This is a genomic window from Thermodesulfobacteriota bacterium (assembly GCA_040754335.1).
Classification (GTDB): domain Bacteria; phylum Desulfobacterota_D; class UBA1144; order Nemesobacterales; family UBA2774; genus 2-12-FULL-53-21.
Window position 1 is genome coordinate 461457 of sequence record JBFMCV010000001.1, and the last position, 19607, is coordinate 481063.

Consider the following 19607-nt stretch of genomic DNA (forward strand, 5'->3'; position numbering starts at 1 on the left):
CGTTGGATTAACAAGTGAGATTAACATAGAATAAACAATAAAGACGGATATGAAAGGAAATCCACCGTTTGTCAGGAACCTGGACGCGATCTCTTACGCCGAAGTCTTTATTATCTGCGCGGTCTCCGCTATTCTGACCATCAGGCTGTTCCTGCACATAACCGGATACCCTCAGATCGGGAACAGCACGCTCCATGTCGCGCACATGCTCTGGGGCGGGCTGCTGATGCTCGTGTCGATAGTCATGCTGATAGCGTTTATCGGGAGGCGGAGCGAGCTCTGGGCGGCGGTCCTCGGCGGGGCGGGGTTCGGCACGTTCATTGACGAGGTCGGGAAGTTCATCACCAGGGACAACGACTATTTCTTCGAGCCCTCGGTCGCTATCATGTACATCGTGTTCGTCCTGATCGTCATCTCACTCCAGATGATAAAGTCCGGCTGGACGTTCACGAAAAGAGAATACCTTATAAACGCGCTCAGGGGTCTCGAGGAAGCTGCGCTCCGGGACCTCGACGAAGACGAGAAAAAGAAGGTCCTCGGGTATTTGGCGAAAAGCGATCCGGATAACCCTCTCACCTCTCCTGTAAGGAATCTTATTATGGGTACGACCCCTCTTCCCGCGCCGGAGCCGGGGATATACGAGAGAGCAAAGTCCGGGTTCCGGAAACTCTACGAGAGGATTGCCGGAACCCGTTATTTCAGGGCGGGCATAACCGTCTTCTTCCTCCTCCAGCTCTTCGTGACTCTTGCTTACGTGGCGGTCATCACGCTCTTTATCGGGTTCGGGAAAGAGAGGCTCCTGAACGTACGCGCGCTCGAGAATATTACCGTCACTCTCGGAGACCTTACGTTCGTCGACAAGGCCCGAATATTCTCGTCCCTGCTTTCGGGCGTCTTCGTTTTCCTCGGCGTTTACTACTTGAGGAAATCGCGTCTGCTCGCTTACCGCATGTTCGAGTGGTCGGTGCTCGTCTCCATTCTCCTTACATACGTGTTCGTATTCTACAAGGAGCAGTTCGCGGCTCTCGCAGGACTCACATTAAACGTGCTGATACTGATAGGGCTCAGGATAATGATAAGGCGGGAGCAGGCGGACGCGGTGACGAGAGAGGTGGCCCGGAGCTTCGGCGGTTTCAATTAACCGTGTATGGCGCCGCCAGTTATGTAATAAATGAGGACGAAATAATACGATACAGGGAACACGAAGATAAGGCTGTCGAACCTGTCGAGCACACCGCCGTGGCCGGGGACTATGCCGCCCGTGTCCTTGATGCCCGCCCCCCTCTTGATCGCCGATTCCACGAGGTCCCCGAACACCGCCGAGACCGCTATGATTATGGATAGGAATATAGTCCAGTCGGAATTGAGAGGGGAGCCGAACCCGTAATTCACTATTATTCCGGTCAGTATGCAGGCTATGATACCGCCTATCGTGCCTTCTACGGTCTTCCCGGGGCTGATTTCAGGCGCGAGCTTTCTCTTTCCCAGCCTGAGCCCGGTGAAATAGGCGCCCGTGTCGTTAAGGAACGTGCACGCGACTGTGAAGAATATATAGAAGAAACCGGGGTCCTTGAGTCCCTGCCCGTTTAAGGCGAACTCCCTGATTGCCTCTATATCGCCTATGTTTCGGAGAAGAACGGCGTGGCCGAGGAGCCAGCCGATATAAACGATGCCGAAGAGCGTGACGCCGGCCCTCAAAACGGTGCCCCCTTCCCTCAGCTTCCACAGCTCGAACACGAGGACGAGCACTACAGCGCCCGTGAATGTCATCATGAAATAGAAATAGCCCATGTACGCGGAGAGGGCGAGGAGGAGGGAGAAGGCGATCCCCGATATCTTTTCGTCGGGGAAGTTCTTTGAGCGCAGGAGCTTCTGGAACTCCAGCTGGCCGACGAGTATAAGGGCCATGATGAAGAGGAGGTACACGACGCCCCCGATGCGGAATATCGCATACAGGATCGGCACCGCTACGGCGGCCGTAAGTATCCTCTGCCAGAAGTTGCTCATGTTATTCAAGTAGATATACTTTCCATGACTTGCGAAATAATGCAACTGAATTCTACATCCGATGAACGCTCCTCTGATAGAGCCTTTGTATAGTCCCTCCGGTGAGCCTATGAGGGTCGCGGTTTTCCTCTCGGGATCGGGGACGAATTTCACGGCCATATACGAAGAGGGGAAGAGGCTCGCAGGTATAGGCGGGAAACCCTATGCGGCGATCGCAGCGGTATTCACGAACGTCCCCGGCTGCAAGGGGGCTCTGAAGGCGGCCGGGCTCGGTATCCCCGTCCTCGCCCTCAGCTCGAAGCTCTTTTTCTCCTCCCTCGGAAGGGACCCCGACGATAAGGAAGGAAGGGATTATTACGATGCCGCCGCACTCGCCATGCTCGAGGGAATATGCAAACCCGACCTCATAGTGCTTGCGGGCTACAGGCGGAGGCTCGGCGGCATGTTTCTGAGCAGATACAGAAACCGCGTCGTGAACCTCTATCCAGGGGATATAACCAAGGGCTATCTCATAAGGGGTGTGGACGCTTCGGTCCAGGCCATACGCGCGGGCGAGAGCTCGATAAAGTGCACTGTCTACCTCGAAAGGGAGCACGAGAGGTTCGGCCCGGCTCTAGTCCAGTCGGAACGCATATCACTCGCCGGCTATAAGGAAGAGGACGCGGAGACCCTGAACGAGCTCATACGCTCGCAGGGGGAGTGGCGCATATACCCTTACGCCGTACATAACCTGATCGCCGGGGGAAGGCTAGGAATCGATGAGGACGACAACGTCTATCTCGACGGCAAGAGGCTCGGAAAGGAAGGTTATCAATTCAGGGAATGATGCGGATTATCCGATTCACTATGCCGCCTAATCCTGCTTGCCCTTCTCTTTTGCCCAGGTGTCTTTGAGCGTGACTGTTCTGTTGAATACAGCGGCGCCCTTCTTGGAATCTATATAATCCGGAGTGAAATATCCCAGTCTCTCGAACTGGTAATTGACGCCCGGCTCGGCGTCCGCAAGCCCCGGCTCGAGTTTGCAGTCCCTGAGCACGATGAGAGAGTCGGGGTTGAGATAGTCCTTGTAATCCCCTCCGCCGCTTCCCGGCTCGGGTTCCGTGAACAGCCTGTCGTAGAGCCTTACCTCGGCCGTGATCGCGTGCCTGGCCGATACCCAGTGAATGGTTGCTTTGACCTTTCTTCCGTCGGGGGCGTCCCCTCCCCTCGTCTCCGGGTCGTACGTGCAGCGTAGTTCCGTTATCTCGCCCTCTTCGTCCTTCACCGCCTCGTTGCATTTAAGGAAGTAGGCGTACCTGAGCCTCACCTCAGCACCCGGCGAGAGACGGAAGAACTTTTTGGGCGGGTTTTCCATGAAGTCGTCCCTTTCGATAAAAAGCTCCCCGGAAAAGGGCACCTTCCTCTTGCCCATGCTTTCGTCCTCGGGGTTGTTCACCGCGTCTAACTCTTCAGACTGTCCTTCGGGATAGTTGGTTATGACGACCTTTAACGGATTGAGCACGCCCATCACGCGCAGCGCCTTTTTATTTAGATCGTCCCTCACGCTGTGCTCGAGCAGAGTCATGTCTATGACGCTCTCCTGCTTCGTTACTCCGATCCTGGAGGAGAAATTCCTTATCGAGGCGGGGGTGTATCCCCTCCTCCTCAAGCCAGAGATTGTGGGCATCCTGGGATCGTCCCAGCCGGATACATACCCTTTCTGCACGAGCTCAAGGAGCCTCCTCTTGCTCATGACCGTGTAGTTGAGGTTCAAGCGGGAGAACTCTATCTGCTGCGGGTGGTATATGCCGAGCTCGTCTAAAAACCAGTCGTATAGCGGCCTGTGGTCCTCGAATTCGAGCGTGCAGAGCGAATGCGTTATCCCTTCTATTGAATCCGATATGCAGTGGGCGTAGTCGTACATGGGGTATATGCACCAGGCGTCGCCCGTCCTGTAATGAGGCTCGTGGAGTATCCTGTACATAACCGGGTCGCGCATGTTTATGTTGCCCGAAGTCATGTCTATCTTTGCCCTGAGCACGTGCGTCCCCTCTTCGAACTCTCCCTTCCTCATGCGCTCGAAGAGGTCGAGGCTCTCTTCAACCGGCCGATCGCGGTACGGGCTTTCCCTTCCGGGCTTGGTGAGCGTTCCCCTGTGCTCCCTTATCTCGTCCGCGCTAAGGCTGTCGACGTAGGCCTTGCCCTTCCTGATAAGCTCCACGGCATAATCGTAGAGCCGCTGGTAATAATCGGAGGCGTAAAAGAGCCTGTCGTCCCAGTCGAATCCGAGCCACCTGACGTCATTCATTATCGACTCGACGTATTCCATGTCTTCCTTTTCCGGATTCGTATCGTCCATCCTGAGGTTGCACGTGCCCCCGTACTCTTCGGCCACGCCGAAATTGAGGCATATGGACTTCGCGTGCCCTATGTGGAGATAGCCGTTAGGCTCCGGGGGGAACCTGGTCGCCACCCTGCCGCCGTATTTCCCGCTCTCAAGGTCTTCTTCGACAATCGTCCTTATGAAGTCGAGGCTCTTTTTCTCTTTATCGTCGTCCATCGCCCTGTTCCGTTACCTTTATGCCGGGAATTAATAATATACAAAAGCCGGGAAACATCAAAAGTTAATGTAGAAATATAAAGTCCCTTTATTGACTTACGTGCCGTTAAGCAATTAATATATACCTTAATGTACTTCCCCGCCTACCGTCCGAGAAGGTTAAGAAAAAACGAGCGTTTGAGAGAGATGATAGCCGAGACCGCTATATCTCCCGGGGAGCTCGTATACCCCATGTTCGTCACGCCGGGTAAGGGGGAAAAGGCTGAGGTAAGCTCGATGCCCGGAATTTACAAGCAGTCCGCGGACAATATCGTAAAGGAAGCGCTCGAGGCCGAGAAGCTGGGCGTGAATTCTATACTCCTTTTCGGCATACCGGAAAAGAAGGACGAGACGGGCTCCGAGGGGTACGACCCGAACGGCGTCGTACAGAGAGCCGTGAGGGAGCTCAAGAAGAAGGCGAAGGGACTCGTCGTTATCACGGACGTCTGCATGTGCGAATACACGAGCCACGGACACTGCGGGATAATCAAGGGCGGCGAGGTGGATAACGACGAGACTATAGAGTACCTGGCCAAGATGGCCCTCTCGCACGCCGAAGCGGGCGCAGACATGGTGGCCCCGTCCGATATGATGGACGGACGCGTGGGCGTGATAAGGGACGTGCTCGACGAGAACGGCTTCGAGAGCCTGCCGATTATGGCCTATTCCGCCAAGTACGCCTCTTCATTCTACGGCCCGTTCAGGGACGCCGCGGAGTCGCCTCCACAGTTCGGTGACAGGAAGGGTTACCAGATGGACCGCCGTAACGTGAGGGAGGCGATGAGGGAGATCACGCTCGACATAGAGGAAGGGGCCGACATAATTATGATAAAGCCCGCGCTCTCCTATCTCGACGTGATAAGGGCCGCGAGGGAGGAGTTCGACCACCCGGTCGCGGCTTATAACGTGAGCGGTGAGTATTCGATGGTCAAGGCTGCGGGACGCATGGGGTGGATCGACGAATCTGAGGTCATGATGGAGATACTCACCAGCATCAAGAGGGCCGGAGCCGATATCATAATCACTTATCACGCGCTTGAGGCCGCGAGGATTCTTAACCGGTCGCGGAAATAAACTATGGAATACACAAGCTACAAGGTAGTCGAAGTCCCGCTCGTCACGGACGAGGAGCTCGAGAAGGTAATCAACCGCTGGGTCGGCGAGGGCTGGATGTTGGACGGCATACACTTCGCCATGAGGGAATCATCGAGAAGGCCGTCCATGGCCTTCGTCGTCTTCGCCTCTAATAAAAACGAAGCGGCGAAGAGCCGCATGTGATCTTGCTACAGTCCTTTTTCTAACATATCGATACCGTATTATGGCTGCGGCGATCTCGCTTTTTCATGAGATTGCTTCGCTTACAGGATTCATTTGGATTATTCCATAGAAAACTTGCTAAATTGCAATTAGCCGAAAGCGACCGATTCCTCCCTAGGTCGAAATCGTTGCTCGCAATGACAAGTTTATTCTCGCGGCTGGAAGCCGCTCCTACGGTGTTATGGTCTATTTTGTAGGAGCGGCTTCCAGCCGCGATTGAGATTCTCGATAAAGGAATCCGGAAACGATAAAAGAGAAGGAGTAGAGACCGTATGCCTGAGGGCGCGCACCCGCTAATCCGGCACGATCCTATCCCAGTTTATGAGCGCTATGCCGACGACCACGAGTACAATGCCTGCGAGGCGGACGGCGCTTATCTGCTCCTTGAGGAATATGTACGCGTAGAAGGTTGTGAAAAGAGGGAACGAGGCCGCGAGCGGCACGACGTGGCTCGCGAGGTTCTGCTTGAGGACGACGAAATAGAGTAGTAGCCCGATTATCCCGCCTACAAGCCCTCCCAGGCAAATCCAGAGGAGTGACATGCCGTCCACGTTCTTTATGTCCCTGAAGTTGCCCGTAAATATGGATATAACCACCACGATCGCGGTAGTGAACATAAACCTGATCGTCATCACGGTAAAAGGCGCCGTCTTTACTAGGCTCAGCTTTTCGAAGATCGGCGATATGCCCCATACGGCCGCTACAAGCAAGGCCCACGCTGCTCCTGTCATGATACTCCTCCTGGATTTCTGATTTTACTTCCGGATTCAGGCTTTTTTGCCGAGGACGCTTTTGATCGCGGACAGGCTTTCTATCCTGTCCATTCCCCGCACCCCCGCGTATTCCCCTCCCCTGTCAAGCAAGAGCGCCCTTATGCCGAGAGCCCTCGCCCCATGGAAGTCGTTGCATAGGTCGTCCCCTATGTGTATCACCTCGCGGGCCCCCCTGCCCGAGCGCTCGAGCGCTAAAGAGAAAATACCGTGGGATGGTTTGGCATGGCCCGCTTCGCTCGATATCACGAACACGTCGAAGTACTCGTAGATGCCGAGCCCCTTCATTACGTCGTAGACCCTCGAATCGAAGTTGGAAATTATCCCCAGGCTGTAGCCTTCGCTCTTGAGATACGATAGTACCTCCCCGGTCTCTGGAAAGAGGGTCCAAGCCTCTCCCCTGAATACCTCGAACAGCTCGTCGAAGTGGGGGCCGAACTCGTCGAACATGCCTATCTCCGAATAGACATTTTCGACGATAGCCCTCCACCACTCCTTTTCTAGACTCTTCCTCTCTTGTGCAGAAACGTTTCCGAAAGCGAGCGGCGGGGCGGACCTGAACGCGCCGGAGAAGGCTTTCTTGATAGCCGACGGGTCGGGGTCGGCGCCGTACTTCCTGGCGACCCCGGCGTAGGTATGCCCGAGTCCCCGCTTAATGTAAAATAGCGTATCGGCCGCGTCGAAGAATATGGTCTTTATTCTCTGCCTTTTCATGTCCCCGCCGTTTTGAGTGAACGGGGATTTAATATACACTCTATTTTCAGAATGAGTAGTGGAGCTTCGGGTCATAAAAGTAGCGTATACGCGGTCGCCGTACTCGACGATATGTTCTTCGCGTCCAAGATCAGGGAGGCCGCCAGGGCCTCGGGCGTCGATGTCGAGTTTATAAAGAGCGAGTATGCTCTCCACGGATTCAATCCTTCGGTGCCGCCCTCGCTGGTTATAGTGGACCTGGCGAATAAGAATATAGCCCCGCTCGATATTGTCAGGCTGATCAAATCAAGCGATAAATTCGGGAATGCGCGTGTGATCGGCTACCTGCCGCACGTGGCGAAAGAGCTCGCGGCGCGCGTCCTCGACGCAGGATACGATCAGGTGTTTCCGAGGTCGAGGCTCTCACGCGAGATCGCGGATATACTTTCAGGGATCGCAAAACCGGAAGCCTGAAATCTTCCGCGCGTTCAGTAGCCGAGATTGGGTCTCAGCCACTTTTCCGCCTCGGCGAGTGTCATGTTCTTCCGCTTCGCATAGTCTTCCGCCTGGTCCCTGTCGATGTCGCCCACGTGGAAATACTTAGCCTTCGGGTGAGCGAAATACAGGCCCGCGACCGAGCTCGGAGGGTATATGGCGTAGTTCTCCGTGAGTCTTACTCCTATGTTCTTCTCGGCGTCGAGGAGCCGAAAGAGCGTCTCTTTCTCGGTGTGGTCGGGGCACGCGGGGTAACCGGGCGCGGGTCTTATGCCTCTGTACTTTTCCTTTATCAGGTCCTCGTACGAGAGGTCCTCCCCTTTTCCGTATCCCCAGTTCTCGCGCGCCTTTTTGTGCATCATCTCGGCGAGCGCCTCGGCTATCCTGTCGCCCAGAGCCTGCACCATTATCGCCGAGTAGTCGTCGTGCTTATCCTTGAAATAGTCCGAGTACTGCTCGACGCCCTCCCCCGCAGTGACGACGAACCCTCCCAGATAATCCTCGCGGCCCGATTCCTCGGGCGCTACGTAATCCGCAAGGCACAGGTACTTCTCGTTCTCCCCCTTGTCCTTCTGCTGGCGGAGGAAATGGAAAGAGGCGATTGCCTTAGTCCGGCTCGTATCCGAATACACCTTGACGTCGTCCCCTATCCTCCCCGCGGGCCAGAACCCGAGCACGGCTTTGGGCCTGAACCTTTTTTCCGAGATGATGCGTTTCAGGAGTTTCTGTGCGTCGCCGTACAGGTTCTTCGCCTGCGTGCCCCATTTCTTGTGCTCGAGTATCTTCGGGTATTGTCCCTTGAGCTCCCATACCCAGAAGAAAGGCGACCAGTCAATGAAGGGTATTACGTATTCGAGGTGTATGTCGTCGAATACCTGGATACCGAGTTTTTCGGGCGTGTCGATAATTGCTTTCTTCCAGTCTTCCCTGAACCCTCTCGCCCTCGCCTTTTCCAGAGTAAGGAACCCTGTCTTTGTCTTCGATCTGTCGTGGAGGGTCCTCAGCTCTTCGTGTCTCTTCTCCTGCTCCTTCACGAATTCGCCGTATTTCTCCGGGTTCAGCAGGTCGTTGCACACCCCTACGACGAGGGAGGCGTCCTGCACGTGGCTCACGACCCCGCTGTAATGGGGAGCTATTTTTATGGCCGTGTGGGCCTTGCTCGTAGTGGCTCCACCGATAAGGAGCGGCGTCCTGAACCCCTGCCTCTCCATCTCTGAAGCGTTGTGCACCATCTCGTCGAGTGACGGTGTTATTAGGCCGCTCAGTCCTATAATGCTCGCGTCCACTTCCCTGGCTTTTTTAAGAATATTCTCGCAGGGAACCATTACGCCTAAATCAAAGACCTCGTAGTTATTGCAGCCCAGTACCACGGAGACTATGTTTTTCCCTATGTCGTGGACGTCTCCCTTCACGGTCGCGATGACGAATTTCCCCCTCGCCTTTCCGCCCCCGGCTTTCTGTTTTTCGGCCTCCATAAAGGGCTCGAGGTACGCGACCGCCTTTTTCATGACGCGGGCGCTCTTTACGACTTGTGGGAGGAACATCTTCCCCTCTCCGAAAAGCTCGCCCACTACCTTCATGCCGTCCATGAGGGGGCCTTCTATTACGTCGAGGGGTTTTGAGTATTTGAGGCGCGCTTCCTCGGTGTCTTTCTCAATGTAAGCGTCTATGCCCTTGACGAGCGCGTGGGAGAGCCTCTCCTCGACCGACCCCTCCCTCCACGTCTCGGCCTCTTTCTCCCTGGCCTTCCCCGTGTCCTTTATCTTCTCCGCGTATTCTATGAGTATTTCGGTAGCCTCGGGCCTCCTGTTGAGGAGGACGTCTTCCACCTTTTGCAACAGGTCTTTGTCTATTTCTTCGTACACCTCGAGCATCCCGGCGTTCACAATAGCCATGTCGAGGCCGGCGTCGATTGCGTGGTAGAGGAAGGCGCTGTGCATCGCCTCTCTCACGACGTTGTTGCCGCGGAATGAAAACGATATGTTGCTTATGCCTCCGCTCGTCTTAGCACCTGGGCAAGAGGCCTTTATCTCCCGCACCGCTTCTATGAAATCGAGCGCGTAGCTGTTGTGCTCGTCTATGCCCGTCGCGACCGTGAGCACGTTGGGATCGAATATTATGTCCTCCGGGTCCATTCCGACTTTTTTTGTCAGTATCTCGTACGCCCGCCTGCATATCCTGACCTTGTCGTCTTTGGTCGCCGCCTGTCCTTCCTCGTCAAACGCCATTACGACGGCGGCCGCGCCGTATCGCATTACCTTCCTCGCCTGCTCAATGAACTTCTCCTCCCCTTCCTTGAGGCTTATGGAGTTGACTATCCCTTTTCCCTGCAAGCACTTGAGACCCGCCTCGATAACGGAGAACTTCGAGCTGTCTATCATGACGGGGACGCGCGCTATGTCGGGCTCAGACGCTATGAGGTTCATGAAGCGGGTCATGCAGGCCTCTCCGTCGAGGAGCGCCTCGTCGAAGTTGACGTCGATTACGTTGGCGCCGTTCTCGACCTGCTGTTTCGCAACTTCAAGCGCCCCCTCGAAATCGTCTTCCTTGATGAGCTTCGCAAACCGGGGGGAGCCGGTCACGTTCGTCCTTTCGCCTACCATTATGAAAGGCGCGCCTTCCCCTATATCGAGCGCCTCGAGGCCGCTCAAGCGCGTGGCTTGAGGAATTACGGGTATCTTGCGGGGCGGGTACTTCCCCGCCTTCTCTACGATCGCTCTTATGTGGTCGGGTGTCGTGCCGCAGCAGCCGCCTACGATATTTATAAAACCGCTCGCGGCGAAGTCCTCCAGATAGGACGACGTGTCGGCCGGGGTCTGGTCATACCCTGTGTCACTCAGGGGATTTGGAAGCCCGGCGTTCGGGTAACAGCTGACGTAGCAGTCAGCTATCCTCGACAACTCTTCGATGTATGGACGCATCTCCCTGGCCCCGAGGGCGCAGTTTATGCCGACGCTCATAGGCTTCGCGTGCCTGACGGAGTTCCAGAAGGCTTCGAGAGTCTGCCCAGAGAGGGTCCTTCCGGAGGCGTCCGTGATGGTGACCGAGAGCATAAGGGGAAGGCGCAACCTGTGCTCGTCGAAGTACCTGTATATCCCGTAGATGGCGGCCTTGAGGTTTAAAGTGTCGAACGTAGTCTCGGCGAGTATTATGTCTATGCCCCCGTCGACGAGTCCCTTGAGCTGCTCGTAATACGCCTGGACCAGCTCCTCGAACGTGACCCCCCTCGCGGCGGGGTTGCTTACGTCGGGGGAGATAGAGGCCGACTTGGTCGTAGGGCCTAATGCGCCCGCGACGAAGCATCTCCTACCCGGGTGTTCCGACATGAACTCGTCGGCGGCCTTTCTCGCCAGAGCCGCCGCCGTTTTGTTCAATTCGTAAACGATGTCTTCAAGCCCGTAGTCCGACTGCGATATGCGGTTCGCGTTGAACGTATTAGTCTCGATTATATCAGCGCCCGCTTCGAGATAGCTCCTGTGAATGCCGGATACGATGTCCGGCCTCGTGAGAGAGAGGAGGTCGTTATTTCCCTTGAGCTCCTTCGGGTGGTCTTTGAATATTTCTCCGCGGAAGTCTGATTCCCCGGGCTTGTGGCGCTGTATCATTGTGCCCATAGCGCCGTCTATGAACATTATGCGCTTCGAGAGGATCTCTCTGAGAGTCTTAAGCGATTCGGATTCCTTTAGATTCATAAGGGATTATTATACCAAAACGGATTTTCGGGAGTAGTTCGGGTCGATTCGCATTCACTTCCACTCGTCCCTCAGCTTCCTGAGCTCCTTGAAATAAGAGGCATTGGAGTCTCCGAGGGACGGGTTCCTCTTTCTGAGCTCTTTTGTTATTCCGGGGGAATCATAGCGGAGAAAGGGGTTGTACGTCTTTTCCTCGCCTATAGTGGTCGGCGCGGGCTCTTTCCCTTTCTTCACGAGCTTCCTTATATCGGCAAGCTTCTTTTTGGCTTCCTTGTTGCCGGGCTCAATGTCGAGCGCGAACCTCAGGTTCGCTTCCGCATAATCGTGCCCCGGGAATATACGGAGGTCGTCCCCGAGCGTCCGTATCTTCGTCTCCATGGTTTTGAATAGCTCTTCACCGTCTCCCCTGTGCTTGAGATTACCGCATCCTGCCAGGTAAAGCGTGTCCCCGGTAAATACGTTCCCGTCCATGACGAGTATAAGGTGCTCGGGGCAGTGTCCGGGCGTGTGAATCACGTGCAGGCTAAGCTTCCCTATACGGACGGTATCCCCGTCATTTAAAGCCCTCGACCTCGGCGAGACCATGGTTCTACCGAGCGTATGGACGAGAATCTCGGCGAGAGTGACTTTTAAAATCGGATCGTTCCCCTTTATGTGGTCCGGGTGGCAGTGGGTGTTGATTATATATTTAACGCGCAGGCCATTGTCTCTGATGAAGTTCAGAACGGGCACCGGGTCGAACGGGTCTATGACGGCGCATTCGGAAGTCTCCCCGCACCAGACGACATAGTTGTAATTGCTGTCGCTTTCGGGCGCCCTTATCCTGGCTATGCCGTATCCCGCTCCTGAGAAAGTATCCATTCGAGACTCGCCTTCTTCGCTCCGTATATCCCGGCATGCCCGGGACGCGACAGTTATTATGACATAAAATATTAATATTAATTTACCGTGTAGGGTAAAATATAAGTCCTGTGCGATTAATACCGGATTTCTTCACCAGAACTGACAAGGGGGTAGATGTTGAGAGCCGAAAAGACTCATCTGTTTGCAGCCGTTCTCTTTGCCCTGATCGCGGCGGGGTGCAATAAGGAGCCTGAATACGTTCCGGGTTCGAGCATACAGGGCTTCAGGGCGGCGATATCGAAGATACTGTTCTCCCCGATCGCCTTTGACGGGGCTACCGTGGCCGTCGAGGGGATAGCGGCTCAGGTAAAGGAGGTCAATCCCGGGCAGGAGGACGTCGGCACCGAGTTCAAGCTCGTCGATCTCAACGGGAATTATATTAACGTGGATATGCCCGGCTCCTGGGAGATCGCTGACGACGATTATCTGATCGTGGGCGGTATCTACAGGAAAAACGGCAACATACTTGAGGCTGAGCAATTCGAGAAGATAGTGCTCGAAGGGGACGACCAGGAACAGGACGAAGAAATTCAAAAACGGGATGTCTGGTAGCGTCCTGCAATAACGGGATAAGGTTTTGACAATACGTTAGTTAAAGGGTAACTTCTTTGATTTATTCAATATATATGCGGGAGATTTTATGAGTTTCGTCAAGGGACTAAAGTGCAAGGAGTGCGGGGAAGAATACCCTAAGGAGCCCCTTCACGTTTGCGAAATATGCTTCGGGCCGCTCGAAGCCTCCTACGATTACGACGGGATTAAGAAAGTACTTTCGAGGGATGTAATCGAGCAGAGGGACAGGAGCATCTGGAGGTATAAGGAGCTCCTGCCGATAGACGAAGAGCCTACCGTGGGACTAAAAGTGGGTTTCACCCCGCTCATCAAGGCCGAAAACCTCGGGCGTGTGCTCGGCGTAAATGAGATTTACGTAAAAAACGACGCGGTTTGCTATCCCACGCTGTCATTTAAGGACAGGGTCGTATCGGTCGCGCTGTCGAAGGCCAAGGAGTTCGGGTTCAAGACGGCGGCATGCGCCTCGACCGGGAACCTCGCTAATGCCGTGGCGTCGCTCACCGTTTCGGGGGGCCTCGAAAGCTTCATATTCATACCCTATAACCTGGAACAGGCGAAGATAATCGGGACGACCGTTTACGGGGCGAACCTCATAGGCATCAAGGGCACTTACGACGACGTAAACAGGCTCTGCAGCGAGGTTGCGGGGAAGTTCGGATGGGCTTTCGTCAACATCAACATGAGACCCTATTACGCCGAGGGCTCGAAATCTTTCGCCTTCGAAATGATGGAGCAGCTCGGATGGCGCACTCCCAAACACGTGGTCGTTCCCATGGCGAGCGGGTCACTGCTGACCAAGGTCTGGAAGGCGATAAAGGAGTTCGAGACGCTCGGCCTCGTCGAGGCGAACGGCACGAAGATATACGGCGCCCAGGCTACCGGATGCTCCCCCATCACCACTGCGCTCAAGAACGACTGGGAGATATTCAAGCCGGTAAAGCCGGACACCATAGCCAAGTCGCTTGCAATCGGCACGCCGGCCGATGGGTTCTATGCGATGTGCGTGATGAGAGAGAGCGGAGGCTGGGGCGAGGACGTTACGGACGAAGAGATAATCGACGGCATCAGGCTCCTTGCCGAGACAGAAGGCATATTCACCGAAACGGCAGGCGGCGTGACTATGGCCGTCACGAAAAAGCTGATCTCGCAGGGAGTGATCCCGAAAAACGAGTCTATTGTCGTGTCTATAACCGGAAACGGGCTCAAGACCCAGGAGGCGATAGCCGACAGGGTTTCACAGCCACTGATAATCGACGCGAGACTCGAGGAATTTGAAGATCTGTATTTAAAAATTAAGGAACAAGAAGATAAAGGAGGTATGAAAGATGCCCTCTGTTCGCATTCCCACACCGCTTAGGAAGCTGACTTCGGAAAAAGACGAGGTTACGATAAGCGCCTCGAGCATCGCACAGCTAATAGAAGAAATGGAAAGCCAGTTTCCCGGTATCAAGAACAGGCTCTGCGATGAATCCGGCAACGTCAGGAGATTCATAAACCTCTATGTCAACAACGAGGACATAAGGTTTTTAAACGGGAAGGAAACCGCCCTTAAGGAAGGGGATGTGGTTTCGATCATCCCCGCCATAGCCGGCGGGTTCCGATGATTTACTCTTCGGGCCTGTAGCGTGGCGTTCTAGGGCGGTCACTTGTTGAAGATATCCTGGACCTTGGATACGAACCTCTTGACCATGGGTACGTTTTCCTCTTCACTCGCCCTGGCGAACTCTTCGAGCAAAAGCTGCTGCTTCTTGCTGAGCTTTACGGGCACCTCCACCTGCACCTGTATGTAAAGGTCGCCCTGTCCCTTGCCTTCGAGCCTCGGCATGCCCTTTCCCTTGAGCCTGAAGGTCTGGCCCGGCTGAGTGCCTGCCGGTATCTTGATCGTGCTTTTTCCCCTGGGCGTCGGTATCTCGATCTCCGCCCCCAGCGCGGCCTGGACGAACTCTATAGGCACGGTGCAGTAGAGATCCTGCTCTTCTCTCCTGAATAGAGGATGCTCCTCGACGTGAATCTCGATGTAGAGGTCGCCGCTCGGCCCGTTAAGATAACCGCTGTCTCCTTCGCCGCGCATCCTTAGCCTCACTCCGTCGGATATGCCGGCCGGCACCTTCACCTTAACCTGGTGGTCGGCCAGGACGTACCTCTCCCCCCCGCACCGCGCACAGGACTTTGTAATCCTCTTTCCGGTCCCTCCGCACGCGGGGCACGCCCTCTTTATGGCGAATAGTCCCTGGGAGTATCTGAGCTCCCCCCTTCCTCCGCAGCTCGTGCAGATGACTTCGCCGCCCCTCGCGGCGCCGCTCCCCCGGCAGTCGCGGCACGTCTCGCGCCTCGGTATCTTGAGCTCTCTCTCGCACCCGTCTATGGCTTCATCGAACGTGAGGTCGAGTGAGTATTTGAGGTCCCTCCCCCTCCTGGCTTTTTCGGCTCCGCCAGCGCTGAAAACCTCTTCGAACAGGCTGCCGAATATGTCGCTGAAACCAGATTCGAAATCGATGTCCGTAAAAATGCCCTCGGCCGATATATGGCCGAAGCTGTCATAGCGCGCCCTCTTGTTGGGATCGCTCAGCACCTGGTACGCTTCGTTTATCTTTTTGAATTTCTCTTCGGCTTCCGGGTTGCCCGCGTTCCTGTCGGGGTGGAATTCGAACGCGAGTCTCTTATAGGATCTTTTTATTTCCTCACCGCTCGAGTCGCGCTCGACCTGAAGAATCTCATAATAGTCGATACTTTCCATTAATCAAAGAATCCGTACGGGCGTGTTATTCGCCGCCGCCGTGCGCCTCCGGGCCTTTCTCGTGTTTGGAGTATATCACCTCGGCGAATTTATACGAGGCTTCCTTAAGCTCTTCGAATACGTCTTTGATGTATACGTAATCGACGCCCGCGAGAGCCTCTTTCATCTTGTCGACGGATTGCTCGATCCTGGATTTGAGGTCGGCGTCCACCTTGTCGCCGTAGGAGTCAAGCGTCCTCCTGACCGAATACAGAAGCCCTTCCGCCTCGTTCTTGAGCAGCGCGATGTCCTTCCGTCTCTTGTCCGTGTCGGAGTACTGTTTGCTCTCTGTTATTATCGACTGTATTTCGTCATCGGACAAGCCGCTCGACGTCACGACCTGTATCGCCTGCTTCTTTCCGGTCCCGAGGTCTTTAGCGGAGACGTGGAGTATGCCGTCCGCGTCCACTTCGAACGAGACCTCTATCTGGGGTATCCCTCTCGGAGCGGGCGGTATGCCGATGAGGTTGAAGTTTGCAAGCGATATATTGCCGTCCACGAGCTCCCTCTCCCCCTGAAGCACGTGGATGCCGACGAACTCCTGGTTGTCGAAGGCCGTTGTGAATATCCTGCTCCGCTTGGTGGGGATGGTCGTGTTCCTTTCTATGATCTTCGTGAAGAGTCCCCCTCTCGTCTCGACTCCGAGGGAGAGCGGCACTACGTCGAGCAGTAGTACTTCCTCGACCTTCCCTTCGAGCACCCCGCCCTGAATCGATGCCCCTATGGCCACGACTTCTTCGGGGTTTATACGCGTCTGGGGCTCTTTCTTGAATATATCCCTTACCTTTTCCTGAATCTTGGGCATCCTTGTCATTCCGCCGACGAGCACTACTTCGTCTATGTCGGCGGGGTCCAGCTTCGCGTCCTGGAGCGCCTGTCTGCAGGGTATCTCCACCCTGTCCACGAGCTCGCCTACGAGTTTCTCGAACTCTTCCCTCGTGATCTTGTAATTGAGGTGCTTGGGGCCGGTCTGGTCTACAGCTATAAAGGGCAGGTTTATCGTGGTTTCATGAACGGAAGAAAGCTCGTGCTTAGCCTTCTCGCATGTCTCCCTGATCCTCTGGAGCGCCATCTTGTCTTCCCTGAGGTCGATCTCGTGCTGCCTTTTGAAGTCTTCGAGCACGAGCTCTATGAGCATCTGGTCGAAATCGTCTCCGCCGAGGAATGTATCGCCGCTCGTGGATTTCACCTCGAAAACCCCGTTCGCGATCTCCAGTATCGTTATATCGAACGTGCCTCCCCCGAGGTCGAACACCGCAATCCTCTTGTTCTCTATCTTGTCGAAGCCGTAGGCGAGCGCAGCGGCCGTGGGCTCGTTTATAATCCTCCTCACGTTTAGCCCCGCTATGCGGCCTGCGTCTTTCGTCGCCTGCCTCTGGAGGTCGTTGAAGTGTGCCGGGACCGTGATCACGGCGTCAGTCACCTCGTATCCGAGGTACTCCTCGGCGACCTGCTTCATTTTTAAAAGCACTATGGAGGATATCTCCTGGGGGCTATAAGTCCTGGCGTTAGTCTCTATCCACGCGTCGCCCGATTCGTTAGGTACTATGTCATACGGCGCAAGACCTTTGGCTTTCTGGACTTCGGGCGAATCGAAGCGTCTGCCTATGAGGCGCTTCACTCCGAATATGGTGGTCGTGGGGTTTACAACGGCCTGTCTTTTGGCGACCGCTCCCGCGAAGCGGGAGTTATCTTCGGTGAAAGCGACGACGGAGGGAGTAACCCTGCTCCCCTCCTCGTTGGGTATCACGACGGGGCTCCCGCCCTCTATGATCGCGACACATGAGTTAGTGGTTCCTAGGTCAATTCCTACTATCGCCATGTCCGCCTTCCGTTAAATATTTTTTAATCGCCGTCAGTCAGGTCGAATACGTCACCCGAGCCTGCGCCGCCCTGGTTTTGGTCCGTCTCGCCCGCGCCGCCCGCACCCTTGGATACGACGACGAGCGCCGGCCTGAGCAGCCTGTCTTTTAGCGTATATCCCCTGAGCATTTCCGATATAATGAGACCGGGCGTGAAGTCGGGGGATTCGACGCGCTCGATCGCCTGATGTAGCCTCGGGTCGAATTCCTGTCCCGGGGAGGCGTCGACGAACTGTACGCCGAACTTCTCTAGGCAGCTCAGGAACTGCTTGTGTACGAGCTTGACCCCTTCTATAAGAGGCTTGGGGTCTTCCTCCGCATCCACGTGATCGAGCGCGCGCTCCAGGTTATCTATGACGTTGAGGAGGGCCTTGATGAGCTCTTCGTTCCCGTACGAAATGACGTCCGCTTTCTCTTTCGCGAGTCTCTTCTTATAGTTCTCGAAATCGGCCGCAAGCCTTATGTACTTCTGATAGAGGTCCTGGTAGTCCTTCCCTCCTTTCCTGGGGACCCCTTTCTCTTCCTGTCCGATCTCCTCTTCTTCCCCGCTGTAGTTGTCCCCGTTTTCTCTCAATTCTATATCTCCTTCTTTATTGTCGTTATCGTTCGGATTCATATTTACCTCCTGGTTTCAATCGACCTGTAAGCGGGCACGGTGAATATATAATTATAGCGCTTATCTCGGCGGCCGCGTTACCGTTCGGCAGATGTTGTGCGGCTCGGGGCAGTAATCCTAAATCCTTATGCAAAATATAATAATCCCACGATAATTTGTCAACGTAGAGTTGTCAAAGATTTATCGTGCGCGCGTCCCCATGCCGCTTGACCGGACTATCATGTTATACGCCACCCCTTCGAGCAGCCCGGCGTCGCTTACGACCATGCTTGTCGCTGAAAACCTGTCCATTGTATTGAGCACTATCGATATTCCGGAAATTATGAGGTCTTCCCTGCCCTTTTCGAGGCCGGGGACCTTGGTCCTCCCGGTCTTGGGAAGGCCCAGCAAGATTTCGAGCGTCCTCTCTATCATTCCCCTCGTGAGGACGAAATTATTCACTAGCGCGGGATCGTATTTCTCAAGTCCTAGCTCTATGGCGGCAAGCGTAGTCGGCGTCCCCGCCGTCCCTATGAGGGTCAGGCGGTCCCCGCCAGCCGCGGGGAAGCAAGACAGGCCATCAGCAATTGTCCCGCGGACGTCCCGGTTCAGTGAGGCGATATCCGAGTCCGTGTCGGTCTCGCCCCCCAGATACTTTTCCGTGAGGCGCACCACTCCGAGCCCCGTGCTTGCGATTTCCCTGATCTCCCCACCCTCTATGTATATATACTCGGTGCTGCCGCCCCCTATATCGAATATGAGGCAGTCGGGCGTGCCGAAGCTTACCGAGTTGAGCACTCCCCTGACCGTAAGCCTCGCCTCCTCGTCTCCGGATATCACGTCTACGGATATACCCGTTTCCGACTCGACCTTCCTTATGAAATCCTGTCCGTTGAGCGACTCCCTGACGGCGCTCGTGGCGACGGCACGCAGCTTCCCGACGCCGTATTCCTTCAGCTTGAGCGAAAAGCCCGAGAGCGCTTTTAACGACCTGTCCATAGCGTTAGGACTAATAAGCATCTTTCCGGGGGCGAGACCTTCGCCGAGACGCGTTATCTCGCGGCAGATGTAGAGCTTTTTGAGCGAAGCTCCTTCTCCCGTTTCAGAAACGAGAAGCCTGAATGTATTAGACCCTATGTCTATAGATGCTATTCGCACTCAGCCGTCTCTCGTGTAATAGATTCACTGACTGTGACAATTCTCCGCACGCGTATCCGCGCCCTGCGCCGGACTATATAGATATACCAGATTTATAAAGGAATGAAAGGGAAAACCGAGCATACTTAAAGAACTTGTGTAGAAAACACAGGCCCTTATCCGTAAACGTTACGGGCCCACAGGCACGG

General features: G+C 55.1%; 18 protein-coding genes. 8 read left to right on the forward strand and 10 right to left on the reverse strand.

Features of this window, described 5'->3' with window-relative positions:
* The first annotated feature begins 49 nt into the window (after positions 1–49).
* Positions 50–1141, forward strand: a complete 1092-nt coding sequence (locus AB1598_02210; protein MEW6143809.1) for a hypothetical protein — start codon at positions 50–52, stop codon at positions 1139–1141.
* Here AB1598_02210 and AB1598_02215 read toward each other — a convergent pair.
* Positions 1138–2007: a phosphatidate cytidylyltransferase gene (locus AB1598_02215; GenBank protein ID MEW6143810.1), complete on the reverse strand. Its 870-nt coding sequence runs from the start codon at positions 2005–2007 to the stop codon at positions 1138–1140. The genes AB1598_02210 and AB1598_02215 overlap by 4 nt on opposite strands.
* A 109-nt stretch (positions 2008–2116) precedes the next feature.
* Here AB1598_02215 and AB1598_02220 point away from each other — a divergent pair, with 109 nt between their 5' ends.
* On the forward strand, positions 2117–2833 hold the full coding sequence (locus tag AB1598_02220; protein MEW6143811.1) for a formyltransferase family protein: 717 nt from the start codon (positions 2117–2119) through the stop codon (positions 2831–2833).
* A gap of 27 nt (positions 2834–2860) precedes the next feature.
* Here the strand turns inward: AB1598_02220 and AB1598_02225 are convergent, their stop codons facing one another.
* Positions 2861–4546, reverse strand: a complete 1686-nt coding sequence (locus AB1598_02225) for a glutamine--tRNA ligase/YqeY domain fusion protein (protein MEW6143812.1) — start codon at positions 4544–4546, stop codon at positions 2861–2863.
* Positions 4547–4675: 129 nt separating this feature from the next.
* On the opposite strand from AB1598_02225, the gene hemB reads away from it, so the two are divergent.
* On the forward strand, positions 4676–5659 hold the full coding sequence (hemB, locus tag AB1598_02230; GenBank protein MEW6143813.1) for a porphobilinogen synthase: 984 nt from the start codon (positions 4676–4678) through the stop codon (positions 5657–5659).
* A 3-nt stretch (positions 5660–5662) separates the two neighbouring features.
* On the forward strand, positions 5663–5863 hold the full coding sequence (locus tag AB1598_02235) for a DUF4177 domain-containing protein (GenBank protein MEW6143814.1): 201 nt from the start codon (positions 5663–5665) through the stop codon (positions 5861–5863).
* A gap of 332 nt (positions 5864–6195) precedes the next feature.
* Here the strand turns inward: AB1598_02235 and AB1598_02240 are convergent, their stop codons facing one another.
* A complete protein-coding gene (locus AB1598_02240; protein ID MEW6143815.1) occupies positions 6196–6633 on the reverse strand; it encodes an EamA family transporter in 438 nt (145 codons plus the stop codon).
* Between the two features lie 36 nt (positions 6634–6669).
* A complete protein-coding gene (locus AB1598_02245; GenBank protein ID MEW6143816.1) occupies positions 6670–7386 on the reverse strand; it encodes an HAD-IA family hydrolase in 717 nt (238 codons plus the stop codon).
* 51 nt (positions 7387–7437) lie between these two features.
* On the opposite strand from AB1598_02245, the gene AB1598_02250 reads away from it, so the two are divergent.
* Positions 7438–7839 carry a hypothetical protein gene (locus tag AB1598_02250; protein ID MEW6143817.1) on the forward strand — a complete coding sequence of 134 codons (402 nt, stop codon included), beginning with the start codon at positions 7438–7440 and terminating at the stop codon, positions 7837–7839.
* Positions 7840–7853: 14 nt separating this feature from the next.
* Here the strand turns inward: AB1598_02250 and metH are convergent, their stop codons facing one another.
* Positions 7854–11552, reverse strand: a complete 3699-nt coding sequence (metH, locus tag AB1598_02255) for a methionine synthase (GenBank protein ID MEW6143818.1) — start codon at positions 11550–11552, stop codon at positions 7854–7856.
* A 54-nt stretch (positions 11553–11606) separates the two neighbouring features.
* On the reverse strand, positions 11607–12413 hold the full coding sequence (locus AB1598_02260; protein MEW6143819.1) for a hydroxyacylglutathione hydrolase: 807 nt from the start codon (positions 12411–12413) through the stop codon (positions 11607–11609).
* Between the two features lie 156 nt (positions 12414–12569).
* Between AB1598_02260 and AB1598_02265 the strand changes: the two genes are divergently transcribed.
* The 3 genes from AB1598_02265 to AB1598_02275 all read left to right on the forward strand — a co-directional run bounded on the left by AB1598_02265 (position 12570) and on the right by AB1598_02275 (position 14632).
* Positions 12570–13007: a hypothetical protein gene (locus AB1598_02265; GenBank protein MEW6143820.1), complete on the forward strand. Its 438-nt coding sequence runs from the start codon at positions 12570–12572 to the stop codon at positions 13005–13007.
* Positions 13008–13095: 88 nt separating this feature from the next.
* A complete protein-coding gene (thrC, locus tag AB1598_02270; GenBank protein ID MEW6143821.1) occupies positions 13096–14385 on the forward strand; it encodes a threonine synthase in 1290 nt (429 codons plus the stop codon).
* A complete protein-coding gene (locus AB1598_02275; protein ID MEW6143822.1) occupies positions 14354–14632 on the forward strand; it encodes a MoaD/ThiS family protein in 279 nt (92 codons plus the stop codon). The genes thrC and AB1598_02275 overlap by 32 nt, the downstream gene beginning before the upstream one ends.
* Before the next feature lie 38 nt (positions 14633–14670).
* Here AB1598_02275 and dnaJ read toward each other — a convergent pair whose 3' ends face one another.
* The 4 genes from dnaJ to AB1598_02295 form a co-directional block, all read right to left on the reverse strand.
* Positions 14671–15765 (reverse strand): molecular chaperone DnaJ, encoded by a 1095-nt coding sequence (gene dnaJ, locus AB1598_02280; GenBank protein MEW6143823.1) that lies wholly within the window; start codon positions 15763–15765, stop codon positions 14671–14673.
* A gap of 25 nt (positions 15766–15790) precedes the next feature.
* The gene (gene dnaK, locus AB1598_02285; GenBank protein ID MEW6143824.1) at positions 15791–17626 is read right to left on the reverse strand and encodes a molecular chaperone DnaK; all 1836 of its coding nucleotides are present in this window, start codon (positions 17624–17626) and stop codon (positions 15791–15793) included.
* 23 nt (positions 17627–17649) lie between these two features.
* Positions 17650–18282, reverse strand: coding sequence for a nucleotide exchange factor GrpE (grpE, locus tag AB1598_02290; GenBank protein MEW6143825.1), 633 nt, complete (start codon positions 18280–18282; stop codon positions 17650–17652).
* A 180-nt stretch (positions 18283–18462) separates the two neighbouring features.
* On the reverse strand, positions 18463–19419 hold the full coding sequence (locus tag AB1598_02295) for a Ppx/GppA phosphatase family protein (GenBank protein MEW6143826.1): 957 nt from the start codon (positions 19417–19419) through the stop codon (positions 18463–18465).
* Between the last annotated feature and the right edge of the window lie 188 nt (positions 19420–19607).